We start from the raw sequence: 21,298 nt of genomic DNA on the forward strand, positions 1-21,298 counted from the left end.
GCTCACGTTCTCATTGGCGAGAAATCGGCCGTATCGGACTATCTTGGCCCGATCGCCATCCGCCGCTCGACGCAGGCACGAGCTCGCGCGCGTGACCATCCCTTCGAGCAGGGCCGCCCCCCTTTATCGAGACGACCATCCCCGAACCGCCCAAGCCTGAATTGTTCATTCAACATCTTGGCACCTCAATGGAATCGAAGTGCCAGATACAGAATCACAGCAGCCCGTCGCCGCGGAAGGCCAAATCAAAACACCGAGTCATTCCGTCGCAGCCGCAATCTGTGCATCTGCTAGTGCGAAAGCAGGGACCCATAACCACCGATGCTAGTTGTTTAAGCGAAGCGTCTGCCAGATCGCCATGAACGATGGGCCGCGGCGTATGGGTCCCTGCGTTCGCAGGGACGACACCGCATGTGTAGAAACAGATAGGCCTAACTCGCCGCCGCGTCGAATTGCGGCTTGCAGCCCTGCGTGCCGCGCACCAGCTTGCCGGGGCGCGCACCGGTTGCCTTGCCGCCGCGCTGCGTCACCACGCCGGAGACGATGGTGGCCTCATAGCCGTCGACCTGCTGCATCAGGCGGCGGCCGCCGACCGGCAGGTCGTAATGCACCTTCGGCGGATGTAGATGCAGGCGGTCGTAATCGATCACGTTGACGTCGGCCTTGAAGCTAGGGGCGATCACGCCGCGATCGTAGAGGCCGACCGAGAGCGCGGTCTTGCGCGACTGTGCCGCCACCACGAACGGGATCGACAGCCTTTCGCCGCGGCTGCGGTCGCGCGTCCAGTGCGTCAAGAGATAGGTCGGAAAGCTGGCGTCGCAGATGATGCCGCAATGCGCGCCGCCATCGGAGAGGCCGGGCACCGCATTGGGGTGACGCAGCATCTCGCGCGTCGCATCCAGATTGCCATCGGCATAATTGAGGAACGGCACATAGAGCATGCCGCGGCCCTCGTCCGTCAGCATCGCATCATAGGCGAGCTCTTCGGGTTGCTTGCCCAAGCGGCGGGCCTGCGCGCCCAAGGTATTTTCCGGCGGCTGCTCGTAATCCGGCGGATTGCCGAGCAGGTACATCTTGTCATAGTTCGGCCGGAAGAACAGCGGATCGTCGGTCGCGGTGGCGTGCTCGCTCAGGATGGCTTTCCGCACTTCCGGCTGGCGCAGCCGCGCGAGTCGCTCGGCAAGCGGCAGGTGCGCGATCGCTTGGTAGCTCGGATGGGTCTGGAACGGGTTGCGCGACAGTTCCAGTCCAAGCATCAGGCCGACTGGCCGGGCGGCAATCTGTGCCGTGATCGACAGGCCGCGCGCCGAAGCCTCATGGATAGTGTCGAGCGTCTGCCGCCAGCGCTGCGGCGCCTTGTCGTTCTGGGTGATCGAGAACGACACCGGGATTTTCGTGTTCTCCGCCACGCGCAGCATCATCGGCAGGTCTTCATTGATGGTGGAGAGGTCGAGCACGAATTGCAGCACGCTGCGGCCCTGCGCATGCATCGCCGCCGCGATTGCGGTGAGTTCATCCTCGCCGGCCTTCAGCGTCGGCGTAAAGTCGCCGGTCGAGGTGCGATGGTTGAGCGTGCGCGAGGTCGAAAAGCCGAGTGCGCCGGCCTTCACCGCATCGCCCGCCAGCGCGGCCATCGCCCTGTTGTCCTCGGGTGTGGATGGATCACGCCGCGCCCCGCGCTCGCCCATCACATAGACGCGCAAGGCGGCATGCGGCAGTTGCGCGCCAATATCCATGTCGAAGCTGCGCTTCGACAGCCAGTCCATGTAATCCGGGAAGCTTTCCCAGGCCCAGGGAATGCCGGCGCTCAGCACCGGCTCGGGGATATCCTCGACGCCTTCCATCAACTGGATCAGCCGGAGATGGTCCTCCGGACGGCACGGCGCAAAGCCGACCCCGCAATTGCCCATGATCGCCGTGGTGACGCCGTTTTGCGAGGAGGGCGTGATGTCCTGGCTCCAGGTGACCTGGCCGTCATAATGGGTGTGGACGTCGACAAAGCCCGGCGCGACCAGCTTCCCCCTGGCGTCGATCTCTTCCTTGCCTTTGCCCGCGACCTTACCGACTTCGGTAATGCGGCCGCCGCTGATGGCAACATCTGCTTCGAACAGTTCACCGCCCTTGCCATCGGCAATGGTGCCGCCGCGGATCACGAGGTCGGAGGTCGAGGTCATGGCTTCCATCCCGGTTTTGTTTTGTTGCCGCATCATCGGTCGTCGTCCGATGCTGTCAACCGCCGGGGATGGGGCTCAGGAATGCATCTCGATAAATCAGGCCTTGGTTCAATCCTTGGTAGGTTCCGCCGGCTTGCGGTCCGTCACCAGCGCCAGCAGGACCGTCAGCACCATGAAGGCGACGGAAGCGCCGAACACCCAATGCGGCAGGTGCTGGTCCATGATCCAGCCAAACAATAGCGGGCTGAGAATGCCGCTGAAGTTGAATCCGGTGGAGACGATGCCGAATGCGCGGCCCGCGGCCCCTGCCGGTGCGGCGTTGCGAACCAGCATATCGCGCGAGGGCGCGATCACGCCGCCGAGGAAACCGGCCAGTCCCATCGCGGCGGTTAGCACGACCGAGGGCAAGTTGATTGTCGCAATGATGGTGATGATGAGAGCGTTGATGGCAAAACACGCGGCGGCGACATTGCCGTGGCGCTTGGTGCGGTCGGCGAGATAGCCGCCGGCCAAGACGCCGGCCGCGCTGGCGCCGAGGAAGGCGGTCAGCGCGATGTTGGCGGCCGAGAACGTCACGCCGTAGCCGCTCATTAGCGCAACAACGCCAAAATTGCTGATGCCGGCATTCGACAGGCCGAGCAGCATGAAGAAGATCGTCAGCACGATGATGGCCGGCGTCAGGATGCTCTGCTGCGGCGTCGGTGCGCCGTCGGTCTTGCGATCGGCCGAACTCGCATCGGGAATCCTGACGGCGATCAAGAGTAGCGCCACAACAGGGCCAATGGCGCCGGCCACGATCAGCGCGCCAAACCCGCCGACGGCGGCCACCAGCGCGGCCGTGATTGCGGGCGCCACCGCGCCGCCAAGGAAGCCGGCAAAGGTGTGGATGGAGAACGCGCGGCCCATCCGCGCTTCATCCATATGCGTCGACAGGATGGCGTAGTCGCACGGGTGATAGACGCTGTTGGCAAGGCCGAGCAGGGCGGCACAGACGATCAGTGAAACATAGCTCAGATGCAGGCCGAGCATGATCAGCGCCAGCCCACCGACGGTGAGGCCGATCAGCAGCACCTTTCGCGCGCCGATATGGTCGGCGACATAACCGATCGGCGCCTGCGTCAGACCGGAGACGACGCCGAATACGGTCAGCGCAAGACCAAGCTCGATATAGCCGACGCCAAGCTGCTCCTTCAGGAACGGAAACAGCATCGGCAGCACGAATAGATGGAAATGGCTGACCCAATGGGCGACCGAAATCCCCGCCAGCGTGCGCAGCGACGCATCTGCCTTGGCTTGTTGCGGTGCGGCCAGAATGTCGACCATATCAGCTCAAATTCCCGTATCGTTTGCGGCCCGGCCAGGCGGGCTGAAAATATAGCCAGGCCCTTATTTGTCCATGAATGCCGCTGCATGGCTGCCCCGGCGGAGGGCAGGGCTGGCGCGCGGCGGCTTTGGCGCGCATCTCCTCGATTAAGAGCATTCGTGCGATCGTGCGTGAGGGCTTCTGCGATCGCACAGCACATTGACTAGAGAGGCAGTCTCCGGACCATCCCCGTCATCCTGAGGAGCCGAGCAGCGGCGTCTCGAAGGACGACGGCCACCAGCCGGGCCGTGCATCCTTCGAGGCTCGCTATGCTCGCACCTCAGGATGACGGGGCCGCAATTTACAACGGCTCGTTCTCATTGTCCGTGCGGTCGCGCTTCGGTGTGGCGATGTCACCGTCTTCGTAATCATCGTCCTCCACCGGAATGTGCTCCGGCTTCTTCGGCTTATCCTCTGGTTGTTTCGGAGGTTCGTTCTTCTTACCCGTTCCGCCCATGTGATGCCTTTAGCAAGGAGCAATCGGCGTTTGCGCTGCATGCCGACTCAGGGTATCGGCATGATCTCAATCTGACCGCGTTCAGGTGCATCCTAGCGCCGGTCAGAGGATTCTTCCTGCCCTTTTTGTGGCGTTCAGCCCGAAGGGTGTTCACATACGGAGCCAGCATGAGGAAGCCCCGCCCTGTGGTGGACGAACCGCAGCCGCGTAAGACCATCCGCGTCGACAAGGCGCCGACCACCGGATATTCGCTGGTGGTCGACGGTCATTTCAAGTCGCACTACGATACAGTGGAGGCCGCCGAAGAGGCGGGCATCGCCCTGAAGAACAAGTTTCAGATGCTTCAGGTGCAGGTCTACGACGCCGAGAACAAGACCCGATCGATGATCGATTGGCCGGGGCCGGCGTAACGGCCCGGTCTTCGCGTCAGTCTCGCAGGATCAAATACGCCGTCCGCCACTCTGCTGGCTCGCCAGCCAATCGGAAAGGGCCGGGGCCTTCTCCGCCGGCTTCCGCGCCTTGGCGGCGCGCGCCTTCCTCGTCGCGGGCGCGCGCGGCGGCTCGGCTGCTTCACGCGCCAGACGCAATGCCCTTAACCTCGCCATGTTGTCGAGCACGGCTTTCGTGGCGGCTTCCCGTTCGGCCAGCGCGGCCCTGGCGTTCTCGGCCGCTCTTGCGGCCCGGTCGGAGCGATCTTCGTCGTTCGTCATTTCAAGTCAGTCTCAATCTACTCATGTTGTTTTTGACCGCTGGTCCACCCGAATCTGCTTAGCTTCGGCGGCGTCTTCGACACTCGCTTCCGTCACGCCTCTTAAGTTGCGACAGACATCGTCAAGCGGTTTTGCGGCATCATTTATCATGGGATCTGATCACAGAAAGCGTTATTTTTTGTCGAAAAGAGGTCGCTTTCTTTTCAAATCAATCACGCCCGTGCGGTTCCGCTGCATCATCGAGAGCGAAAGCCGTTGCACGCATGAAAAGGCATTCTCCCAGGTGAGATGCCCAGGAGAATGCCGGCTCGTCAGGGTAGGGTAGGCCGGTCTGGCTGGGCCGGACTGGTCATTGCGATCAGAACGTTGCGCCGGCCTTCACCATGAAGGTGCGCCCCGGGAGCGGATAGGCGCTAAAGCGGCCCGGCGTGAACGTGCTGGCGATCGCATAGTCGTAGTAGAGCGCATTGAACAGATTGTTCACGCCCACCGACCAGAAGAAGCGATCGTAGGCGCCGCTCAGTTTCAAATCGACGGTGGCATTCGCCGGGATTCGGCGCTGGGTGTTGGCCTGGTCGTTGTCCATGAAGCGTTCGCTCCAGGCGCGCACCGTGGCGTCGAATACGAGATAGTTCTGCCAGATGTTCCAGGTCACGCCGCCGCTTGCGGTGTAGCGCGACACCAGCGGGACGTCGTTGCCGGCGAATGGCCCTTCACGAAACACGGCGCGCGTGTAGGCCGCGCCGCCCCGCAGCAGCACCGTGTCGCTGACGCGCAGCGAAGCGCTGGTCTCCGAGCCGTAGCGGCGGGTCGGATCGAGGTTGACGTTAAAGAACAGCACCGGATTGAAATGGATCTCGTTCTCGAGATCCATGGCGTAGATGCTCGATTGCATCTGGAAGCCACCGCTCTTGATGCGGAATCCGCCCTCGATGTCGTGCGAAGTCTGGGTCTTCAGGTTGAAGTCACCGGGCAGCGGGATAAAGAACGGATCGAAGGCCGGTCCCGACGAAACGCGTTCATCCACGGTAGGCGTCCGGAATGCGCGTGCGGCGCGGCCGAATACCGAGAACACGCTATTGAAGCGATGCTCGAGGCCTGCATGCAACGCGTATTGTGTTTCATTGCTGTCCAACGGGAAGGCTTGCGCGCTGCAATTGAAGAACATGGCACAACCGGGCGCATTCGGGTCGTACCGGTCTCGGGCACTCAGGCTGGTGTTTTGAACCCTGGCACCATAGGAGAAATCCGTCGTCGGCAACAAGCCTATGGTTTGCTGCCAGTAACCGGCCACACTCTGTTGCGATAGATCGTAGATGTGGGTGGGCGGAAGGCCTTTGAACGCCCCGCGGTCCTGATTGAACGTGGCATCGTAATAGTCGATGCCGGTCAGGATCTGTGAGGGCATGCCGAAGATCACGTTCTTGACGCTCAATCTCGGCGTGATCGACCAGGTCAGCAATGACGCGTCGTTATAGGTGGAGGAGAAGCTTGGAAACGGCGAGGCAAACGGTACCGCGCCGAAGAACCCGCTTTGCGTGTCCTTCTTCCGCACGCCGCCATCGACGATGAGTTCGGCGCCATTCCACAGCGTTCTGGTAAAGCCGGCAGTGGCGCTGGCGCCCTGCTGGTTGCCGTAATCGAACGGCGTGGCGGCGCCCCGGCGGTTCGTGACCAGTTCGTCAACGCCGATCGAGGGATCGACGAGGCGGCCGCCGGGGAAGCCGAGCTTTTGGTCATCGCCGGTCACAGTCAGGAAGGCCTTGAGGTCGGGCGTGGTGTAATTGAGGTTGCCGACTCCGTTGCGCTGGTCGAGCGCGTTGTTCTCGCGATAGCCGTCGGACTTGATGGCGTTGCCATAGAACGAAGTCGACCACGGCCCGTAATTGGTCGTGGCCGAGAGATTCGCAAGTCGTTGATTGAATGAGCCGACGCCGGCTTCGCTACGAATGGCGACTGGTGGGCCGCCGACGCCATTCTTCAGGACGATGTTGATGACACCGCCGACCGCATTGTCGCCATAGAGTACCGCGCCGCTATTGCCGCGGGTGATTTCAATGCGCTCGATCGAATCGCGCGGAATGGTCGAAAAATCGACGCCGGCCATGTCGATGTCGTTGAGCCTTCGGCCGTTGATGAGCACCAGGGTATTTGAGGTCGCGAACGCGCCGAAGCCGCGGAGGTCGACGGAGGTCTTGGCGCCGTTGACGCCGCCAAACAAGCTGGTGAGCTGCACGCCGGGCGTTTGCGCGATGATTTCCTGCAGCGTTTGCGCGGGCGAATGCGCGATCTCTTCGGCAGTAATAACGGTCGACGCAGTGCCGACGATGCTGGAGAATTGCCGGCCGCCTGCGCCCGCACCTTGCGAAGCGCGTTGCGACGAGGCGTCCGGGCCGGTCCCGGCTGCGGGCCGTGCGGCGGGTGACGGCGCTGCCGCCGGCACGACGCGGCGCGATGTCGATCCTTCATCGTAGGTCGGTTTGGCACGGGTCCGGTTCGGGTCGGTGGGCGAGGTTACCTCGATCGGCGGCAATTGCTCTGATGGCGCCGGCTGCGCCTGTGCGCCGGAAATGCCCAGCGATACGATCGGCACCAGGAAACTGGAGGCAAGCCAGAAGCGGCGCTGCTGTCGCGCGGCTGTGGTGGAAGACATGGTTCTAGACCTCGGTATGACGTCAGTGGCACGTCACAGCGAACCAAGTCTCACCGTATGCTAACGCAGCTTAGGTGAAGCTAATGCCTGTACTCCCCGACCGACATCTTCGCGTGTGACCACGGCTGACGGCAGGTCTCCTGGCTCGCGGGTCGTTACCCTTCGTCGCCTTCCCAGGACCGAGATGCCCAGTGGCCTATGACGAAAGATTCGCCGCTTACAGTTGCGGGGGCAGCCGCGGAATTGGGGACTTTCCCCGCACCGCATTCCCTTTTGATCCCCAAACGGGAACCGTCGGGAACTATGGTAGAAGTTTGTCAAAGTCCGAGTCAATCCGCCTCGGGAACCCCCGCGATCCTCACTGGACGAGTGCGGTATTTTTGCCGCATGAGCACGCCTGACCGAACTCCTGTACCGGAGCGGGCAAAGCTGCTTTAGGACGATCGATGAGTGTTGAGGCCGTAACCCTGACCAACGCGGATGCCGCACGCCGGCGGATTGGCGCCACCCTGGCACTTTCCGCTTTCGTTGTGCTGCTGATGCTGATCTCGCTCGGCATCGGGCCGGTGCGGCTGTCGCCGCTTGCGGTAGCGGAAGCGTTGTTCGGCGGTGGCAGCGAGGTGTCGCAAGTGATCGTGCGGGAAATCCGCCTGCCGCGCACGCTGCTGGCGCTGGCGATCGGCGCCATTCTCGGCCTGTCGGGCGCCGCGTTGCAGGGCCTGCTCCGCAATCCGCTGGCCTCGCCTGAGCTGTTCGGCGCGCCGCAATCGGCCGCGTTCGGGGCGGTGCTGGTGATCGCGCTGGGGCTGGCGGACGTACGCTCCTATGCGCTGCCGGTCGCTGCGATCATCGCGGCGTTCGGCTCGGTGTTCGGGCTGCTTTCGATTGCCGGACGTAATGCAGGCCTTTTGATTCTTATCCTGTCGGGCCTAGCGATCTCCAGCTTTGCAGGCGCCGCCACGGCGCTGGTGATGAACCTTGCCACAAATCCCTTTCTGGTGCTGGAGATCGCGTTCTGGTTGCTCGGCTCGCTGGAGGACCGCAGTTTTCAGCATGTGATGCTGGCGTTTCCCTTCATTGTGGCCGGTGGGGCCATGTTGCTCAGCCAGCGCAACGCCTTTCGGGCGCTGAGTCTGGGCGAAGAAACCGCGCAAAGCCTCGGCGTCGATGTCGGGCGCCTGCGGCTATTCGTCATTTCAGGCGTCGCGCTTGGTGTCGGCGGTGCGGTCGCCGTTACCGGCACCATCGGCTTCATCGGCCTGGTCGCGCCGCATCTGATGCGGCCCGCGATCGGCCACGATCCGGGGCGGCTGTTGATCCCGAGCGCGCTCGCCGGCTCGGCGCTGTTGCTGGCGGCCGATATCGCGGTGCGCATCATTCCCTCGACGTCGGACATCAAGGTCGGCGTGCTGACCTCGATCATCGGCGTGCCATTCTTCCTCTATCTGATCATGCGCGAGCGCCGCGCGCTCGGTGGAGGCGTCGCATGAGCGAGACAGCGCTGCTGACGGCGAAGGGGCTTTGTGTGCGGCTTGCTGGCCGCGTCGTACTGACAGACGTCTCGCTCGCGCTATCGGCAGGACATCTGGTGGCCCTGGTCGGGCCGAACGGCGCCGGCAAGACCACACTGCTGCGGTCGCTGGCGGGATTGATCCCCTGCGATGGGGAGATCGAGATCGGCGGCCAGGCGCTGTCGTCGCTGCCGCTGCGCGAGCGCGCAAAACGCTTCGGCTATTTACCTCAAGGCCACATCGTGCACTGGCCGCTGCCGGCGCGCGATATCGTGGCGCTCGGCCGCTATCCGCATGGCGCCACTGACCCCGCGCGGCTGTCGCCGAAAGATGCGGAGGCGGTGCTGCGCGCGATGCAGGCGGTCGACGTGATGGAGTTCAGCGATCGCCGCGTCACGGAACTGTCCGGCGGCGAGCGCAGCCGCGTCGCGCTGGCCCGCGCGCTGGCGGTGGAAGCGCCTGTGATTCTCGCCGACGAGCCGACCGCCTCACTCGATCCCCGGCACCAGATCGACGTCATGCAGAATTTACGCGCGACCGCCGACAAGAGCGTGCTGGTCATCGTGGTGACGCATGATCTAGGTCTCGCCGCGCGATTCGCCGACCACGTGCTGGTGCTGCGCGAGGGACGCCTGGTGTCGCAAGGCACGCCGGCCGAGGCGCTGTCCGAACAGGTGATGGCGGACGTATTCCGAATCTCGGCCTATCGTGCGGAATATCAGCGCGAGGCTGTGATCGTGCCGTGGGCGGATATTTGATGCGGCGGCAACTCGCATTTCTGGTCGCGGTGATGGCGCTGTTGCCTGGCAGCATCGCACCTGCAGCCAATCTGCCGCGGCTGGTGTCAATGAATGTCTGCACCGACCAGTTGGTGCTGAGGCTTGCCGATCCTGAGCAGATTCTGGGATTGAGCAAGTTTTCGCGGGACGGCTGGCAAGGCCCGGCGGTTGGCGACATCTCCCGCTATCCGGTTCTCTCCGGCGGCGCCGAGGACGTGCTGCTGATAAAACCAGACATCGTCGTCGCCAGCGCCTTCGACAAACGCTCGACGCGCGAATTGTTGAAAGCCAAGGGGCTGCGTCTCGCTGAACTTGCCGTGCCGCGAACCCTTGATGAGGCGCGGCAGCAGATCCGCGAGGCCGGCGACATCACCGGTCATCCCGATCGCGCGGCTAAGGAAATCGCGCGGCTCGATGCCGCGCTGGCGCGCGCCCGCGGTGCGGTAGCGGAACGGCATTACCGCGTGCTGCCGCTGTCGCGGCGCGGCTGGGTGGCGGGCAGCGACAGTTTTGTCGGCTCGTTGCTCAGCGAAACCGGCTTGCGCAGCGCGGCCGGCGATCTCGGTTTTACCTTCGGCGGATTCGCCTCGCTGGAGGCGATCGTGAACTTGCGGCCGGACTTCATCGTGGTTTCGCAGGCCGGCGATTATGCAAGGGACGACGGCCAGGCCTTCCTGCTGCATCCGGCGCTGGAGCGCTTCTATCCGCTGGAGAAGCGTATCGTCATTCCCGAGCGCATGACCGAGTGTGGCGGCGTGATGTTGGCCGACGCGCTCGACGCGCTGACGGCGGAGTTGAAGCGGGTCGGGCGGTGATGTCCCCGGCAAAGCTATTTCGTCGTCCCTGCGAACGCAGGGACCCATAACCACAGGACGTTATAATTCAAGCGAGGCGTCGGCCACTGCCTTCCATCATCGGCGCTGCGGCGCATGGGTCCCTGCGTTCGCAGGGACGACGGCACCATTTGATTAGCCGTGAACCACCGGCCCGCCGACCTTCTTCCACGCGTCCATACCGCCCTCGATATGCGCCGTATTGGCCAGCCCCGCATTCTTGGCGGCGGTAACCGCCATCGCCGAGCGTTCACCGAACGCACAGAAGAACACCACGCGGCGGCCGGTGGCGGCGGCGACTTCGCGCAGCACGCCGCCGGGCTTCAGGCTCTCGGCGATACCGGGATAGGGCGCATGCAGCGCGCCCGAGATCGTGCCGTGCTTGGCGCGCTCGCCGGTCTCGCGCAGATCGACCAGGAGAATATCGGGCCGGCCGAGGCTGTTGATCGCCTCGCGCGCCGTGAGCGCGAGCCCCTGCTTGGCAAGCTCTTCCTGATGCAGGCCGACATGCATGTTGGCGGGCACAGCCACGTCCATCATCTTCGGATTCGGCAGCTTCAGATTGGCCATCAGCTCGATATACTCATCGACGTTGCGCACTTGCAGCCGCGGATTGTAGCGCTTCTCCTCGCCGATGGTGGAAACCGTGTCGCCCTTGTAGTCGTGGGCGGGATACACCAGCGTTTCGTCCGGCAGCTTCAAGAGCCGGTTGAAGATCGACTCATATTGCGCGCGGGAAGAGCCGTTCTGGAAATCGGTGCGGCCGGTGCCGCGGATCAGAAGCGTGTCGCCGGTGAAGACGCGGTCGCCCATCAGATAGGAATAGGAATCGTCGGTGTGGCCGGGCGTGTACATGACGTCGAGGCTGAGGCCCTCGATCGTCACCTTGTCGCCGTCGGAGACCCGCATCGACACCACGTCGGCCTTGCTCTGCTCGCCCATGATGGTGATGCACTGGGTGCGGTCGCGCAGCTCGCCGAGGCCCGTGACGTGGTCGGCATGCAGATGGGTGTCGACCGCCTTCACCAGCCGCAGGTCGAGCTCGCGCAGGAGCTGGCAATAGCGGTCGGCCTTCTCCAGCACGGGATCGAGGATCAGCGCCTCACCGCCGGCGCGGCTCGCCAGTAGATAGCTGTAGGTGCCGGAAACGCTATCGAAGAGTTGGCGAAAGATCATGGCTGTGTGCCTGCTTTGAAATTCTGATCTAGGTCAGGGCCGGACGTAGCTCCAGCCCTGCTCGTGCAATTTCATCAATTGTAACACGCCTGGCGCCACGATGGTGGCGTTGGGCGCAATCAAAATCTCGCGTTCCTCGGCTTTATCATGTCGTGAACGGCAGAGCATCACCGACTTCGCGATAAAAATGTAAATCTATCCCCGTCATTGCGAGGAGCTCCGCGACGAAGCAATCCATGCTTCCGCACGGGGATAGATGGATTGCTTCGCTCCGCTCGCAATGACGGCGTCTACGCATCCGTGCCCTTTTTTCGCGCACAACGCCTGCGGCCGTCACGGCCGGACCAGCGTATACCCATTCTCCGTCAGAAACAGAATCTGCGCGACGCCAACCTGCACCGGCGTTGCCGCCGCGATGAACTCGGGCCGCTTGCCGTTCTCGCGTTCGAGCGTGTCGACGGTGTTGAGGCAGATGTCGAAGCGTGCGCCCTGCGCCACCAGGCTCTCGACCATCTTGCGGTTGGGATTTTCCGGGCGCAGCAGCTCAATGCCGGGACCGAACGCCACCACCTCAATCGCTACCTTGTCGGGGTCGTAGAATTTCATCAGATTGCTGGCGACGCTGAGCACGAGGCCCTGCTTGCGCGGGTCGTTGTCGGAGAGCTGCAATACGATCTTGTGCTCGGCAAACGGCTTGTCCTGCAGCGGCGCCTGCTGGGCGCGGGCCTCGGGCGCGGCGGCTGCGATCAAGAGCGCCGCGATCGTCGCGCGAACAATGGTAGACAAACCCGTCATACCAGTCCCGCAATCCCCGGATTGCCTTCGATGCCTTTCAGCGTAACGCCCGGCGCCGCCCTGTTGGGCGGCTTGCCCGACCTCAAATGCCTGATGACGACGTCCCAGATCGGCGCGCCGCTCTGCTCGTTGACCGAAGCCCAGCCGGCCACCTTGTAGCTCTTGCCGGCTTCCAGCGCGCGACCACCTTCGAGCTTCAAGTCGGAGATCCGCTTGCCGACGGATTCGGCCGGCGTGCAGGTATAGTGCAGGCCGCCGACGCGGACCATATCGCCGCCTTGCTGGTAATAGGGATCGGCGTTGAAGAGATTGTCGCAGATGTCTTCCAGCACATCCTTGATCTGGCCGCCGGTCATGGTCTGGACGTAGGTCTCCGGATAGGTAACGGCGGTCTGCGCCAGCACGTCCTCCGCCGTCAGCGGCTGGGCTGCCAGCGCGGTGGTGCCCCAGCGGAAGCCCGGCGACAGCGCGATCTCGGCATCTAGCTCGCCGAGCAGCGCGTCGCAGATCAATTGGTCCATGCTGCCGCTGAAATTGCCGCGGCGAAAGAGCAGGCGATCGGCGACACCGACCTTCTCGCTCAGCATGGCCGCTTGTGGCTCGCGCATCTTGTCGATCAGCGCCTGCATCGCCGCATCCGGCTTCAGCAATTCCGAAAACACCGGCAGCAGCCGATAGCGGACATTGCTGATCTTGCCTTTGCCGATTTCGAGATCGAGCACGCCCAGAAACTTGCCGTTCGAGCCGGCGTTGGTGACGAGCGTCACGCCGCCTCCGTTCGTCACAGCGATCGGCTGCGGCACCGCGTCATGGGTGTGGCCGCCGAGGATAACGTCGATGCCGGTGACGCGGCTGGCGAGCTTGAGGTCGACGTCCATGCCGTTATGCGAGAGCAAGATGACGGCGTCGACCTTGTCGTTGCTACGATGCGTATCGACGAGCTTCTGCAGTTCCTCGTCGCGGATGCCGAATTTCCAGTCCGGCGTGAAACGCTTCGGGTGCGCGATCGGCACGTATGGGAATGCCTGACCGATCACCGCAATGCGATGCCCGCCGATTTCCTTGATCATGGACGGCTTGAACACGCGCCCCGAGGCCGGATCGAACGCCTTGGCGTCGTTGAAGGCGGCTTCCTCGGTGAGGAAGACGTTCTGCGCCAGGAATTCGCCCTTGAAGCGTTCGAGGTTGGCGCGCAGCGCCTTCTCGCCATAGGTGAATTCCCAGTGGCCGGTCATCGCTTCGATGCCGAGCAGGTTGGCGGCCTCGACCATGTCGGCGCCCTGCAGGGTGTTGGCAAGGCCCGTGCCCTGCCAGAGATCGCCGCCATCAAGCAGCAGCGAGCGTCCGCTGCCGGCCTCGCTGCGCAAGCGATCGATCAGCGTCTTCAGATGCGCAAAGCCGCCGAGCTTGCCGAAGCGACCTGCGGCCTTCTCGAACTCGACGCAGGTGAAGGCATAGGCGTCGGCGCTGTCGGGCCGGATTCCGAAACGATCGAGAAAGGCGCGTCCGACCAGATGCGGCGGGTTGCCTTGCATCGGTCCGACGCCGAGATTGACGCTCGGCTCGCGGAAGAACACCGGCCGAAGCTGCGCATGAGTGTCGGTGATGTGCAGGATGCGCGCGTTGCCGAAGCGCTCGAGATCGTAGACGCCGGCATTGTCGGCGCCGCGCGCGAGCCGCGGCAGGCTACCAGAAAGGGTGGCGGCGCCCGCGAGCGTCAGAAAATCGCGGCGGCGGATGGTCATGCGGGTCTCCGCGCGTCGTAGGGCTTCAGCGTATTTCCATGTCCTTCCAGCGGGTCTTCTCGCTGGTGGCCTGGAAAATCGAAGCCTTGGCCAAGGCCTCGGCTTCTTTGGCCGAGGCGGTGGCCTTGTCGAAATCGCCGGCGTCGGCTGCCTTCTTCGCCGCTGCCAGTGTATTCGCCGTGGTCGTCCATTGATTGCGCAGCTTGCCAGCTTCCTTGTTTGCCGCCTCAGCCGCGGCGTAAGCCGCCTTGAAGTCCTCCTCGGAGCCTGCGGCCAGCGCGGACGCCGCGCCTGCGGCCAACAGCGCCAGAATCAATGCGGATTGCTGCATCATGTTCCTCATGGACGCGCTCCCGGCCCGGAAATCGGCAGCCCGTTGCTGACATAGGACAGGTAATATTCGACATTGCGATATTCGTCGTCCTGCGGGCTGAGCGGCACGGCGCGAATCTGGCTGTTGCAGGTGGTGAATCGCCGGCTGGTAGTGCCCATGCCGCTCCACTCCGAACGGTAGATCGGCATCGCGTTGACGATGCCGAGCGCGGGCGCCAGGATTTCGGCGCGAATGCGCTCACCCGGGCTCTGCACGTGGCAGGTGGCGCAGGAGAAGTTGAGCTGGCCGCGCCGCGTGTAGAAATATTCCTTGCCCTTTTCATAGGCCTCGAGCGCCCGCGGATCGTCCGGGATCTTGATGTCCATCAGCTTGCCGCGCGAGGTGAAGGCCATATAGGCGGTCAGCGCCGCCATTTCGTCCTTCACATAGGAGTACGGCGGTTCGCCATTGGCCTCGCGACAGCGGTTCAAGGCCAGTTCGAGGGTAATGACCTTGCCTTCCTTCTCGTCGAAGTAAGGATAGTTCTGGCGAATGCCGATACCGCCGTTCGGGAAGCAGTCGGCGTAGGTCTTGCCGTTCTTGAACGGCGTGGAAAACATCTCCTTGCCCATTTCGAGCGCGAACTCGTAAGGAGGGAATTGCTCCTTGTCCTGCCACTGCCGGTACAGGTCCTCGTTCATCGAATAGGGACCGTTGACGAAATCCTCGAATTTCACCTTCGGGAATTTGTCGGTGAAAAACTTCTGGAATGCCTTGGCGTCGGCGACGGGATCGACCTTGTCGGCGGCGCCCGAAGGCAGCGTGCTTGCGAGCGTCATCGCCGCCAGCGCAAGGATTGCGGACGCCAGATAGATCGCGGAACGCAGTTTCATTGGATCTTCGCCGTTGTGGTGTCGGTCGCGCCCTTGTTATCGACCCAGCTGATCTTCAGCTCATCACCCTTCTTGGCGCCCTTGAAGGCGAACTTGACATAGGGGTCCTTGGAGATGCCACCGCCCCAATCGGCCGTGAATACGTTCTTGCCGTCATGCTCGAAGGTGAGCTGCTGGATGAAGTGCGGCGGAATGGTCTCGCCCTTGGCATTCTTGACGAAGCCGGAATCCATCGGATGCTGGATCAGCGCCTGCACCTCGGTGATGTCGCCGCTCGAAGTGGCGCGCACGCGAATGGTGGATGCCATGTGAGTTCTCCCTCGATGCCCTAACCGCCGCAGCCGCCGACGGTGACCTTGACTTCCTTGGAGGCGCTGTAGAGCTTGCCGCCGGCTTCCACCAGCACGGTCACGTTGCTGGTCTTGGCCATCTTGATGCGGTTGGCGACGTTCGGCAGCGTGCCGGCCGGAATGTTGTACCTTGCAATCAGCACGTTCGGATTCTCGCTGACGAGGAACGCGATCGAGGTTACGTCGGCAAGCGTCGTAGAGACAGAGATCGGCACCACGGCGCCGTTCTCGGCGATTTCAGGCGCGTCCATCTTCACCTTGTCCGAGGGCTCAGCGGTCTTGCCGTAGAGCGTCTTGATGACGTCGGCGTCGCTCTTCTGCTTGAATGCCTCTTCCGGATATCTGTCGTTGGCTGCGGCGATGGCCGGCGTCAGGCCGAAGGGAACGTTGCCGAGGCCGATGAGCGCGACTGCGCCTGCACCCTGCAGGATCAGCCGTCGCGTGGCCGAAAATCCGACATCAGTGATATTCATCGAAAATCTCCTAAAGCGTGCATCGGCACGTCACAGACTTAATCTCTCGTCTTGCGTCAAAGCGTCTGCAGGAAATCCACCACGGCGTTGATTTCCTTTTCAGTCAGGATCCGGTTGCGTCCGAACGGAGGCATCACGGTCAAAGGATTGCGCAGGGTCTCGTCATGGAGAATGGCGACGAGATCCTCGCGCTTGGGATACTTGCTCTTGATGTCGACCAGCTCGGGCCCGATCGTGCCGGGCAGGTCGCCGCCCTTGATGACATGGCAGGTCAGGCAATTGCCCTTGCTGCGGTCGAAGGCGAGCTTGCGGCCTTCGTCCACCGTGGACTGCGCTTGCGCGGTGCCTGCACATGCGAAAGCGCCGATCGCCAGCGCCAGCGCGAATGCCGGGAACCTCGCGGATTTGCTCTTGAAGGAATCGATCACAGGCGTTCCGTCGTTTCTATTTCGGTTGCATCGTATCCAGCGGTCCGGTCGTGCGCGGCGTCAGGTTCCTGCCTTCCGCCGTCGACGATATCCTGACATCGGCGGCATTCACGCAGGCATTCATGCAAGGTTTGGCCGTCGTATCCGGTCGCGGGTCGGTCCAGATGAAACTGTCGCGATTGCGCATTTTGACTTTCGGCAAACTGTTGCGATCGGCAACAAATTCAGGGGGAACGAGATCGTTCAGGTGCAGAATATAGGCGGTCAAAGCATAAACGTCATCGGATGACAATGTGTGCGGCGTCGGCATCGGCATCGCGCGGTTAATATAGTCCCATAGGGTCGGGGCAAACGGCCAGTAGCTGCCGACCGTCGGCTCCGGACGCTCGTCCCGGAGCGATCCGACGCCGCCGACCAGCTTGGGAAAGCGGCCTTCGCCCTCGCCGAAGGTTCCATGGCAGGCAGCGCATTGCTCGGCGTAGACCTCGGCGCCGCGGTCGACCGTGCCCTTGCCTGCCGGCAGGCCCGCGCCGTCCTCACCGCGCACGTCGATGTCCCATCCGGCGATCTGCGCCGGCGTCGCCGGCTTGCCGTATCCGAACGAGCCGGGCTCGGCCGCGCGTGCGAGGCTTCCCGCCGCAACCAGAAGGGCACAGGCCGCCAGGCTAATCTTACGCGAGCTGAACATTGAAGACGCTTCCGTCAGGCTTGACCTGCCAGGTCTGGATCGAGTTGTTGTGGTAGATCGAGTTCGAGCCGCGCCGCTTTCGCAGCTCTGCAATCGTCGGCTGCACGTAACCTGCCTCGTCGATGACACGGGATGCGACCAGCGCCGGACTTCCGTCCCAGCGCCAGGGCAGGGTGAATTTCGTCAGCGCTTTCGACAGCACCGGTTCGTGCAATCGCGCGGTCTGCCAGTTGATGCCGCCATCGACCGAGACATCGACGCGTTTCACCTTGCCGGTGCCGGCCCAGGCGAGTCCCCTGATCTCATAGAGGCCGGGTCCGTCAAGCGGCTTTTCCGGGCAGGGGAAGGTGACGACCGATTTGGCATCCATGAGCCAGGTGAAGCCGCGCGAGGTGCCATCCGGCATCAGGTCGGTGTATTTCGAGGTTTCCTCGCGCGTGTGCCACGGCTTCTCGCCGAGCTTGATCCGTCGCAGCCACTTGATGTTGACGTTGCCTTCCCAGCCCGGCACCACGAGCCGCAGCGGATAGCCCTGCTCGGGCCGCAGCGCCTCGCCGTTCTGCGCATAGACGACGAGACAATCGTCGAGACATTTGTCGAGAGGGATGCTGCGGTTCATATGCGCGCCGTCGGCGCCTTCGACCATCGCCCATTTCGCTTCCTTCTTGATGCCAGTCTCTTCCAGCAGCGTCGACAGCTTCACCCCGGTCCATTCGGCGCAACTGACCATGCCGTGGCTGAACTGCAGCGAGTTCAACTGCGCAGCGCGCCAGTTCATGCCGCCATTGGCCGGGCATTCGATGAAATGGATGCGCGATGTCGAGGGGAAGCGCAGGATGTCCTTCATGGTCAGCAGCAGCGGCCGCTCGATCAGCCCATGGATCATCAGCTTGTGCTGCGCCGGATCGATATCGGGCCGCCCCGCATGATGGCGCTCGAAGAACAGCCCGTTCGGCGTGATGATGCCGTGCAGGTCCTGCAATGGTGAAAAGCTCACCGAGGATTCCGTGCTGGCGGTGAGCCAGGGGACGTTGCGACGGATGACGGAGGCTTCGCTATCGGCCGGCCGGCCATAGGGCCGGTCGACGACGCCCGCGCCCATTGACTGCGACCAGGGCGCATCTGCGGGCGGAGATTCCTGTGAAGGATCGGCGATTGCGGGCCTGCCGCCGAGGGCGAGGCTGCCGGTCAGCGCCGCGCCGAAGCCGAGAAGACTGCGTCGGCCGATCCGCGCGGGCGAGCCGCCGGCATCAGGGAGAATAACGTTGCTGCGTGGCTGCTTGGGGCGCACGTTTCCTTCTCCTCGCGGCCGCGTCGCCGCATCGTTTCTTGCTTTTTCGAACCGATATCCACATTTACTAATTTAGTCAATGCTAAAGTAAGGGCGGGACGCTAATGTGCCGGAGGTGCTTCGCAGGCACGAAAAAGACCATTCCGGATTTTACGCGATGAGAGCAGCCGCAGCGACAGTCAAACAGACGCAACTCGCCCCCAGCGCCGACGATGCAGCGGCGCTGAAGAAACTGGCGAAGCAGGCGGGCGAGGCCGCGCAACTCCTGAAGATGCTCGCCAACGAAAAGCGTTTGCTGATCCTGTGTTTTCTCGCCGTGCGCGGTGAGATGACGGTCGGCGAACTCGTCAGCGTCGTGAAGTTGAGCCAATCGGCCTTGTCGCAGCATCTGGCGAAACTGCGCGCCGACGGCCTCGTCGAATTCCGCCGGACATCGCAGACACTGCATTATCGGGTGGCGGATGCGCGCACGTTGCGCCTGTTGCAGGTGCTGAAAGAGATATATTGCGGCGAAATGAAGTGACGTCTTCGGTGTTTCAGAACCAGAAGAATTACAAGCGAGGCTCAAATGGCCGAATATGTAGTGGAATTCGGCAAGGATGGCCGGCCGGTTGAACCGGACGGGCGGCTCGATGCGGCGGCGTTCCACCGCAATCATCAGCCGATCTGGTCAGTGCTGCAGACATTTCTCGCTGGCAAATCCGGGGACGTGGTGGAAGCCGGCAGCGGCACCGGCCAGCACGTCGTTTATTTTGCCAAGCATTCGCCCGATATCACCTGGTGGCCGAGCGATCTCAACGAGAACCACCTGAAGAGCATCGAGGCCTGGCGCGCGTATGCATCCCTGCCGAACATCCGTCCGCCGCTGCGGATCGATCTTTCTGATCCCGCCTGGTGTCCGGCGATGCATGACGGCAGCGGTCCCGCCGAGCTGCTTGCCGTGTTCTGCGCCAATGTAATCCACATTGCGCCCTGGCGCGTTGCCGAGGGCCTGTTCGCCGGCGCGGGCCGTTATCTCGGCAGCGACGGGCGCCTGTTTCTCTATGGTCCTTTCAAGCGTGACGGCAAGCACACCGCGATGAGCAATGCGGTGTTCGATACCAGCCTGCGTGAGCAGGATGCCGAATGGGGCGTGCGCGACATCGCCGATCTCGAAAAGCTCGCCGGGACAGCCGGTCTTGTGCTGGTCCAAACCGTGCAAATGCCCGCCAACAACATGATTCTGGTCTTCGGGCGAACGGCGGACACCTAGGTCAAGAATTCCATCAAGCGTGACAGCGGCGCATAGCGCGCGCCCGTTTGCGCCGGTTGCTCGCAGCGCCTCGCCTCTCCATAGTGTGCCCCAAAGGAAATCGACAAAGGCTCCCTGCCCGGGGCCTGCCGGGCGGGAAGGCCGATGCTGGATACGACTGCTGCCGACGAGATCGCCGACGACTCACGCGCGCGCGCCAATGTGTGGCGGCTCGCTGCGGCGCAGGCGCTGACCGGCGCCAATTCGGCGGTCATTTTCGCCACCGGCTCGATCGTCGGCGCCACGCTGGCGCCGACCATCTCGCTCGCTACCGTGCCGCTCTCGATGTATGTGCTCGGGCTCGCCGCGGGCACGCTGCCGACCGGCGCGATCTCGCGCGCCTATGGCCGCCGCATGGCGTTCATGATCGGCGCGTTCTGCGGCGTGCTGACCGGCGTGCTCGCCGCTTTGGCCGTGCTGTACGCTTCGTTCTGGCTGTTCTGCGGCGCGACGTTCCTCGGTGGTCTCTATGGTGCGGTGGCGCAGTCCTATCGCTTTGCCGCCGCCGACGGCGCCAGCGCGGCGTTCCGGCCGAAGGCGCTGTCGTGGGTGATGGCGGGCGGCGTGTTCGCCGGCGTGCTCGGCCCGCAGCTCGTGCAGTGGACCATGGATATCTGGCCGCCTTATCTGTTTGCATTCAGCTTCGTGGTGCAGGCCTTCGTCGCGCTGGTGGCGATGGCGGTGCTGTGGGGCGTCCATGCGCCGAAGCCGGCGCCATCGGACATGCATGGCGGCCGGCCGCTGTTCGAGATCGCGCGGCAGCCGCGCTTCATTGCGGCGGCGCTATGCGGGGTGATTGCGTATCCCATGATGAATCTCGTGATGACCTCGGCGCCGCTCGCCATGAAGATGTGCGGGCTGACCGTCAGCGATTCCAATTTCGGCATTCAATGGCACATCGTGGCGATGTACGGGCCGAGCTTCTTCACGGGCTCGCTGATCGCGCGCTTCGGTGCGCCGACGATCGTGGCGGTAGGCCTGCTGCTCGAAGCCGCCGCGGCGGGTATAGGTCTTGCCGGCATCACCGCGATGCATTTCTGGGCGACGCTGATCGTGCTTGGCGTCGGCTGGAACTTTGCCTTCATCGGCGCCTCCGCGCTGGTGCTCGAGACGCATCGGCCGCAAGAGCGCAACAAGGTGCAGGCGTTCAACGATTTCCTGGTGTTCGGAATGATGGCGGTGGGGTCGTTCTCGTCCGGCCAGTTGCTCGCCCATTACGGCTGGTCGATGGTCAATATGGTGGTGTTCCCGCCGGTGCTGCTTGGCCTTGCCGTGCTGTCGTTTGCGTCGTTCGCAAAGCGCCGGGCGAAGTTGCGTGCGGTTGACGAAATTCCCGATCCGAGCATCTAATTTTCGTACCTATCGCTCAAGTCAA

Annotated in this window: 22 protein-coding genes and 1 riboswitch; of the genes, 7 read left to right on the top strand and 15 right to left on the bottom strand. The window is 63.2% G+C overall.

Annotated features, from left to right (window positions below; all coding sequences use genetic code 11):
• Positions 1-431: 431 nt before the first annotated feature.
• The 3 genes from J6524_RS33845 to J6524_RS33855 all read right to left on the bottom strand — a co-directional run bounded on the left by J6524_RS33845 (position 432) and on the right by J6524_RS33855 (position 3,994).
• Complete coding sequence (locus J6524_RS33845) at positions 432-2,174, bottom strand: N-acyl-D-amino-acid deacylase family protein (RefSeq protein WP_225678240.1); 1,743 nt, start codon at positions 2,172-2,174, stop codon at positions 432-434.
• Between the two features lie 108 nt (positions 2,175-2,282).
• Entirely contained in the window at positions 2,283-3,497 is a 1,215-nt protein-coding gene (locus J6524_RS33850) for an MFS transporter (protein ID WP_225678241.1), read from the bottom strand.
• A 341-nt stretch (positions 3,498-3,838) separates the two neighbouring features.
• Complete coding sequence (locus J6524_RS33855) at positions 3,839-3,994, bottom strand: hypothetical protein (RefSeq protein WP_225678242.1); 156 nt, start codon at positions 3,992-3,994, stop codon at positions 3,839-3,841.
• 167 nt (positions 3,995-4,161) lie between these two features.
• Here J6524_RS33855 and J6524_RS33860 point away from each other — a divergent pair, with 167 nt between their 5' ends.
• On the top strand, positions 4,162-4,404 hold the full coding sequence (locus J6524_RS33860) for a hypothetical protein (RefSeq protein WP_225678243.1): 243 nt from the start codon (positions 4,162-4,164) through the stop codon (positions 4,402-4,404).
• A 30-nt stretch (positions 4,405-4,434) separates the two neighbouring features.
• Here J6524_RS33860 and J6524_RS33865 read toward each other — a convergent pair whose 3' ends face one another.
• A complete protein-coding gene (locus J6524_RS33865) occupies positions 4,435-4,704 on the bottom strand; it encodes a hypothetical protein (RefSeq protein ID WP_225678244.1) in 270 nt (89 codons plus the stop codon).
• 358 nt (positions 4,705-5,062) lie between these two features.
• On the bottom strand, positions 5,063-7,357 hold the full coding sequence (locus tag J6524_RS33870) for a TonB-dependent receptor (protein ID WP_225678245.1): 2,295 nt from the start codon (positions 7,355-7,357) through the stop codon (positions 5,063-5,065).
• Between the two features lie 113 nt (positions 7,358-7,470).
• Positions 7,471-7,668, bottom strand: a riboswitch (cobalamin riboswitch).
• A gap of 135 nt (positions 7,669-7,803) precedes the next feature.
• Between J6524_RS33870 and J6524_RS33875 the strand changes: the two genes are divergently transcribed.
• From J6524_RS33875 to J6524_RS33885, 3 genes are read left to right on the top strand one after another with little or no spacing between them, the layout of a single operon-like run.
• Complete coding sequence (locus J6524_RS33875; protein ID WP_225678246.1) at positions 7,804-8,847, top strand: FecCD family ABC transporter permease; 1,044 nt, start codon at positions 7,804-7,806, stop codon at positions 8,845-8,847.
• Entirely contained in the window at positions 8,844-9,626 is a 783-nt protein-coding gene (locus J6524_RS33880; RefSeq protein WP_225678247.1) for an ABC transporter ATP-binding protein, read from the top strand. Before J6524_RS33875 ends, J6524_RS33880 begins: the two co-directional genes overlap by 4 nt.
• Positions 9,626-10,462 (top strand): ABC transporter substrate-binding protein, encoded by an 837-nt coding sequence (locus tag J6524_RS33885; protein ID WP_225678248.1) that lies wholly within the window; start codon positions 9,626-9,628, stop codon positions 10,460-10,462. Before J6524_RS33880 ends, J6524_RS33885 begins: the two co-directional genes overlap by 1 nt.
• 153 nt (positions 10,463-10,615) lie before the next feature.
• Here J6524_RS33885 and J6524_RS33890 read toward each other — a convergent pair whose 3' ends face one another.
• The 10 genes from J6524_RS33890 to soxC all read right to left on the bottom strand — a co-directional run bounded on the left by J6524_RS33890 (position 10,616) and on the right by soxC (position 18,569).
• Positions 10,616-11,656, bottom strand: coding sequence for an MBL fold metallo-hydrolase (locus tag J6524_RS33890; RefSeq protein ID WP_225678249.1), 1,041 nt, complete (start codon positions 11,654-11,656; stop codon positions 10,616-10,618).
• 333 nt (positions 11,657-11,989) lie between these two features.
• The gene (locus J6524_RS33895; protein ID WP_225678250.1) at positions 11,990-12,451 is read right to left on the bottom strand and encodes a DsrE family protein; all 462 of its coding nucleotides are present in this window, start codon (positions 12,449-12,451) and stop codon (positions 11,990-11,992) included.
• Positions 12,448-14,196: a thiosulfohydrolase SoxB gene (gene soxB, locus J6524_RS33900; protein ID WP_225678251.1), complete on the bottom strand. Its 1,749-nt coding sequence runs from the start codon at positions 14,194-14,196 to the stop codon at positions 12,448-12,450. Before soxB ends, J6524_RS33895 begins: the two co-directional genes overlap by 4 nt.
• 25 nt (positions 14,197-14,221) lie before the next feature.
• A complete protein-coding gene (locus J6524_RS33905) occupies positions 14,222-14,527 on the bottom strand; it encodes a hypothetical protein (RefSeq protein ID WP_225678313.1) in 306 nt (101 codons plus the stop codon).
• 8 nt (positions 14,528-14,535) lie between these two features.
• Complete coding sequence (gene soxA, locus J6524_RS33910; RefSeq protein ID WP_376712113.1) at positions 14,536-15,402, bottom strand: sulfur oxidation c-type cytochrome SoxA; 867 nt, start codon at positions 15,400-15,402, stop codon at positions 14,536-14,538.
• The gene (gene soxZ, locus J6524_RS33915; RefSeq protein ID WP_225678252.1) at positions 15,399-15,710 is read right to left on the bottom strand and encodes a thiosulfate oxidation carrier complex protein SoxZ; all 312 of its coding nucleotides are present in this window, start codon (positions 15,708-15,710) and stop codon (positions 15,399-15,401) included. Before soxZ ends, soxA begins: the two co-directional genes overlap by 4 nt.
• 20 nt (positions 15,711-15,730) lie before the next feature.
• Positions 15,731-16,225 carry a thiosulfate oxidation carrier protein SoxY gene (gene soxY, locus J6524_RS33920; RefSeq protein ID WP_225678253.1) on the bottom strand — a complete coding sequence of 165 codons (495 nt, stop codon included), beginning with the start codon at positions 16,223-16,225 and terminating at the stop codon, positions 15,731-15,733.
• Positions 16,226-16,281: 56 nt separating this feature from the next.
• Entirely contained in the window at positions 16,282-16,605 is a 324-nt protein-coding gene (gene soxX / locus J6524_RS33925) for a sulfur oxidation c-type cytochrome SoxX (protein WP_225678315.1), read from the bottom strand.
• 64 nt (positions 16,606-16,669) lie between these two features.
• Positions 16,670-17,341, bottom strand: coding sequence for a c-type cytochrome (locus tag J6524_RS33930; protein WP_225678254.1), 672 nt, complete (start codon positions 17,339-17,341; stop codon positions 16,670-16,672).
• Positions 17,325-18,569, bottom strand: coding sequence for a sulfite dehydrogenase (gene soxC, locus J6524_RS33935; protein ID WP_225678316.1), 1,245 nt, complete (start codon positions 18,567-18,569; stop codon positions 17,325-17,327). The genes J6524_RS33930 and soxC overlap by 17 nt, the downstream gene beginning before the upstream one ends.
• Before the next feature lie 220 nt (positions 18,570-18,789).
• Between soxC and J6524_RS33940 the strand changes: the two genes are divergently transcribed.
• The 3 genes from J6524_RS33940 (at position 18,790) to J6524_RS33950 (ending at position 21,273) form a co-directional block, all read left to right on the top strand.
• On the top strand, positions 18,790-19,155 hold the full coding sequence (locus tag J6524_RS33940) for an ArsR/SmtB family transcription factor (RefSeq protein ID WP_225678255.1): 366 nt from the start codon (positions 18,790-18,792) through the stop codon (positions 19,153-19,155).
• 45 nt (positions 19,156-19,200) lie between these two features.
• A complete protein-coding gene (locus tag J6524_RS33945) occupies positions 19,201-19,884 on the top strand; it encodes a DUF938 domain-containing protein (RefSeq protein ID WP_225678256.1) in 684 nt (227 codons plus the stop codon).
• A gap of 144 nt (positions 19,885-20,028) precedes the next feature.
• Entirely contained in the window at positions 20,029-21,273 is a 1,245-nt protein-coding gene (locus J6524_RS33950; RefSeq protein WP_225678257.1) for an MFS transporter, read from the top strand.
• The last annotated feature ends 25 nt before the right edge of the window (positions 21,274-21,298 follow it).

Origin of the sequence: Bradyrhizobium hereditatis (assembly GCF_020329435.1) — a bacterium.
Taxonomy (GTDB): domain Bacteria; phylum Pseudomonadota; class Alphaproteobacteria; order Rhizobiales; family Xanthobacteraceae; genus Bradyrhizobium; species Bradyrhizobium hereditatis.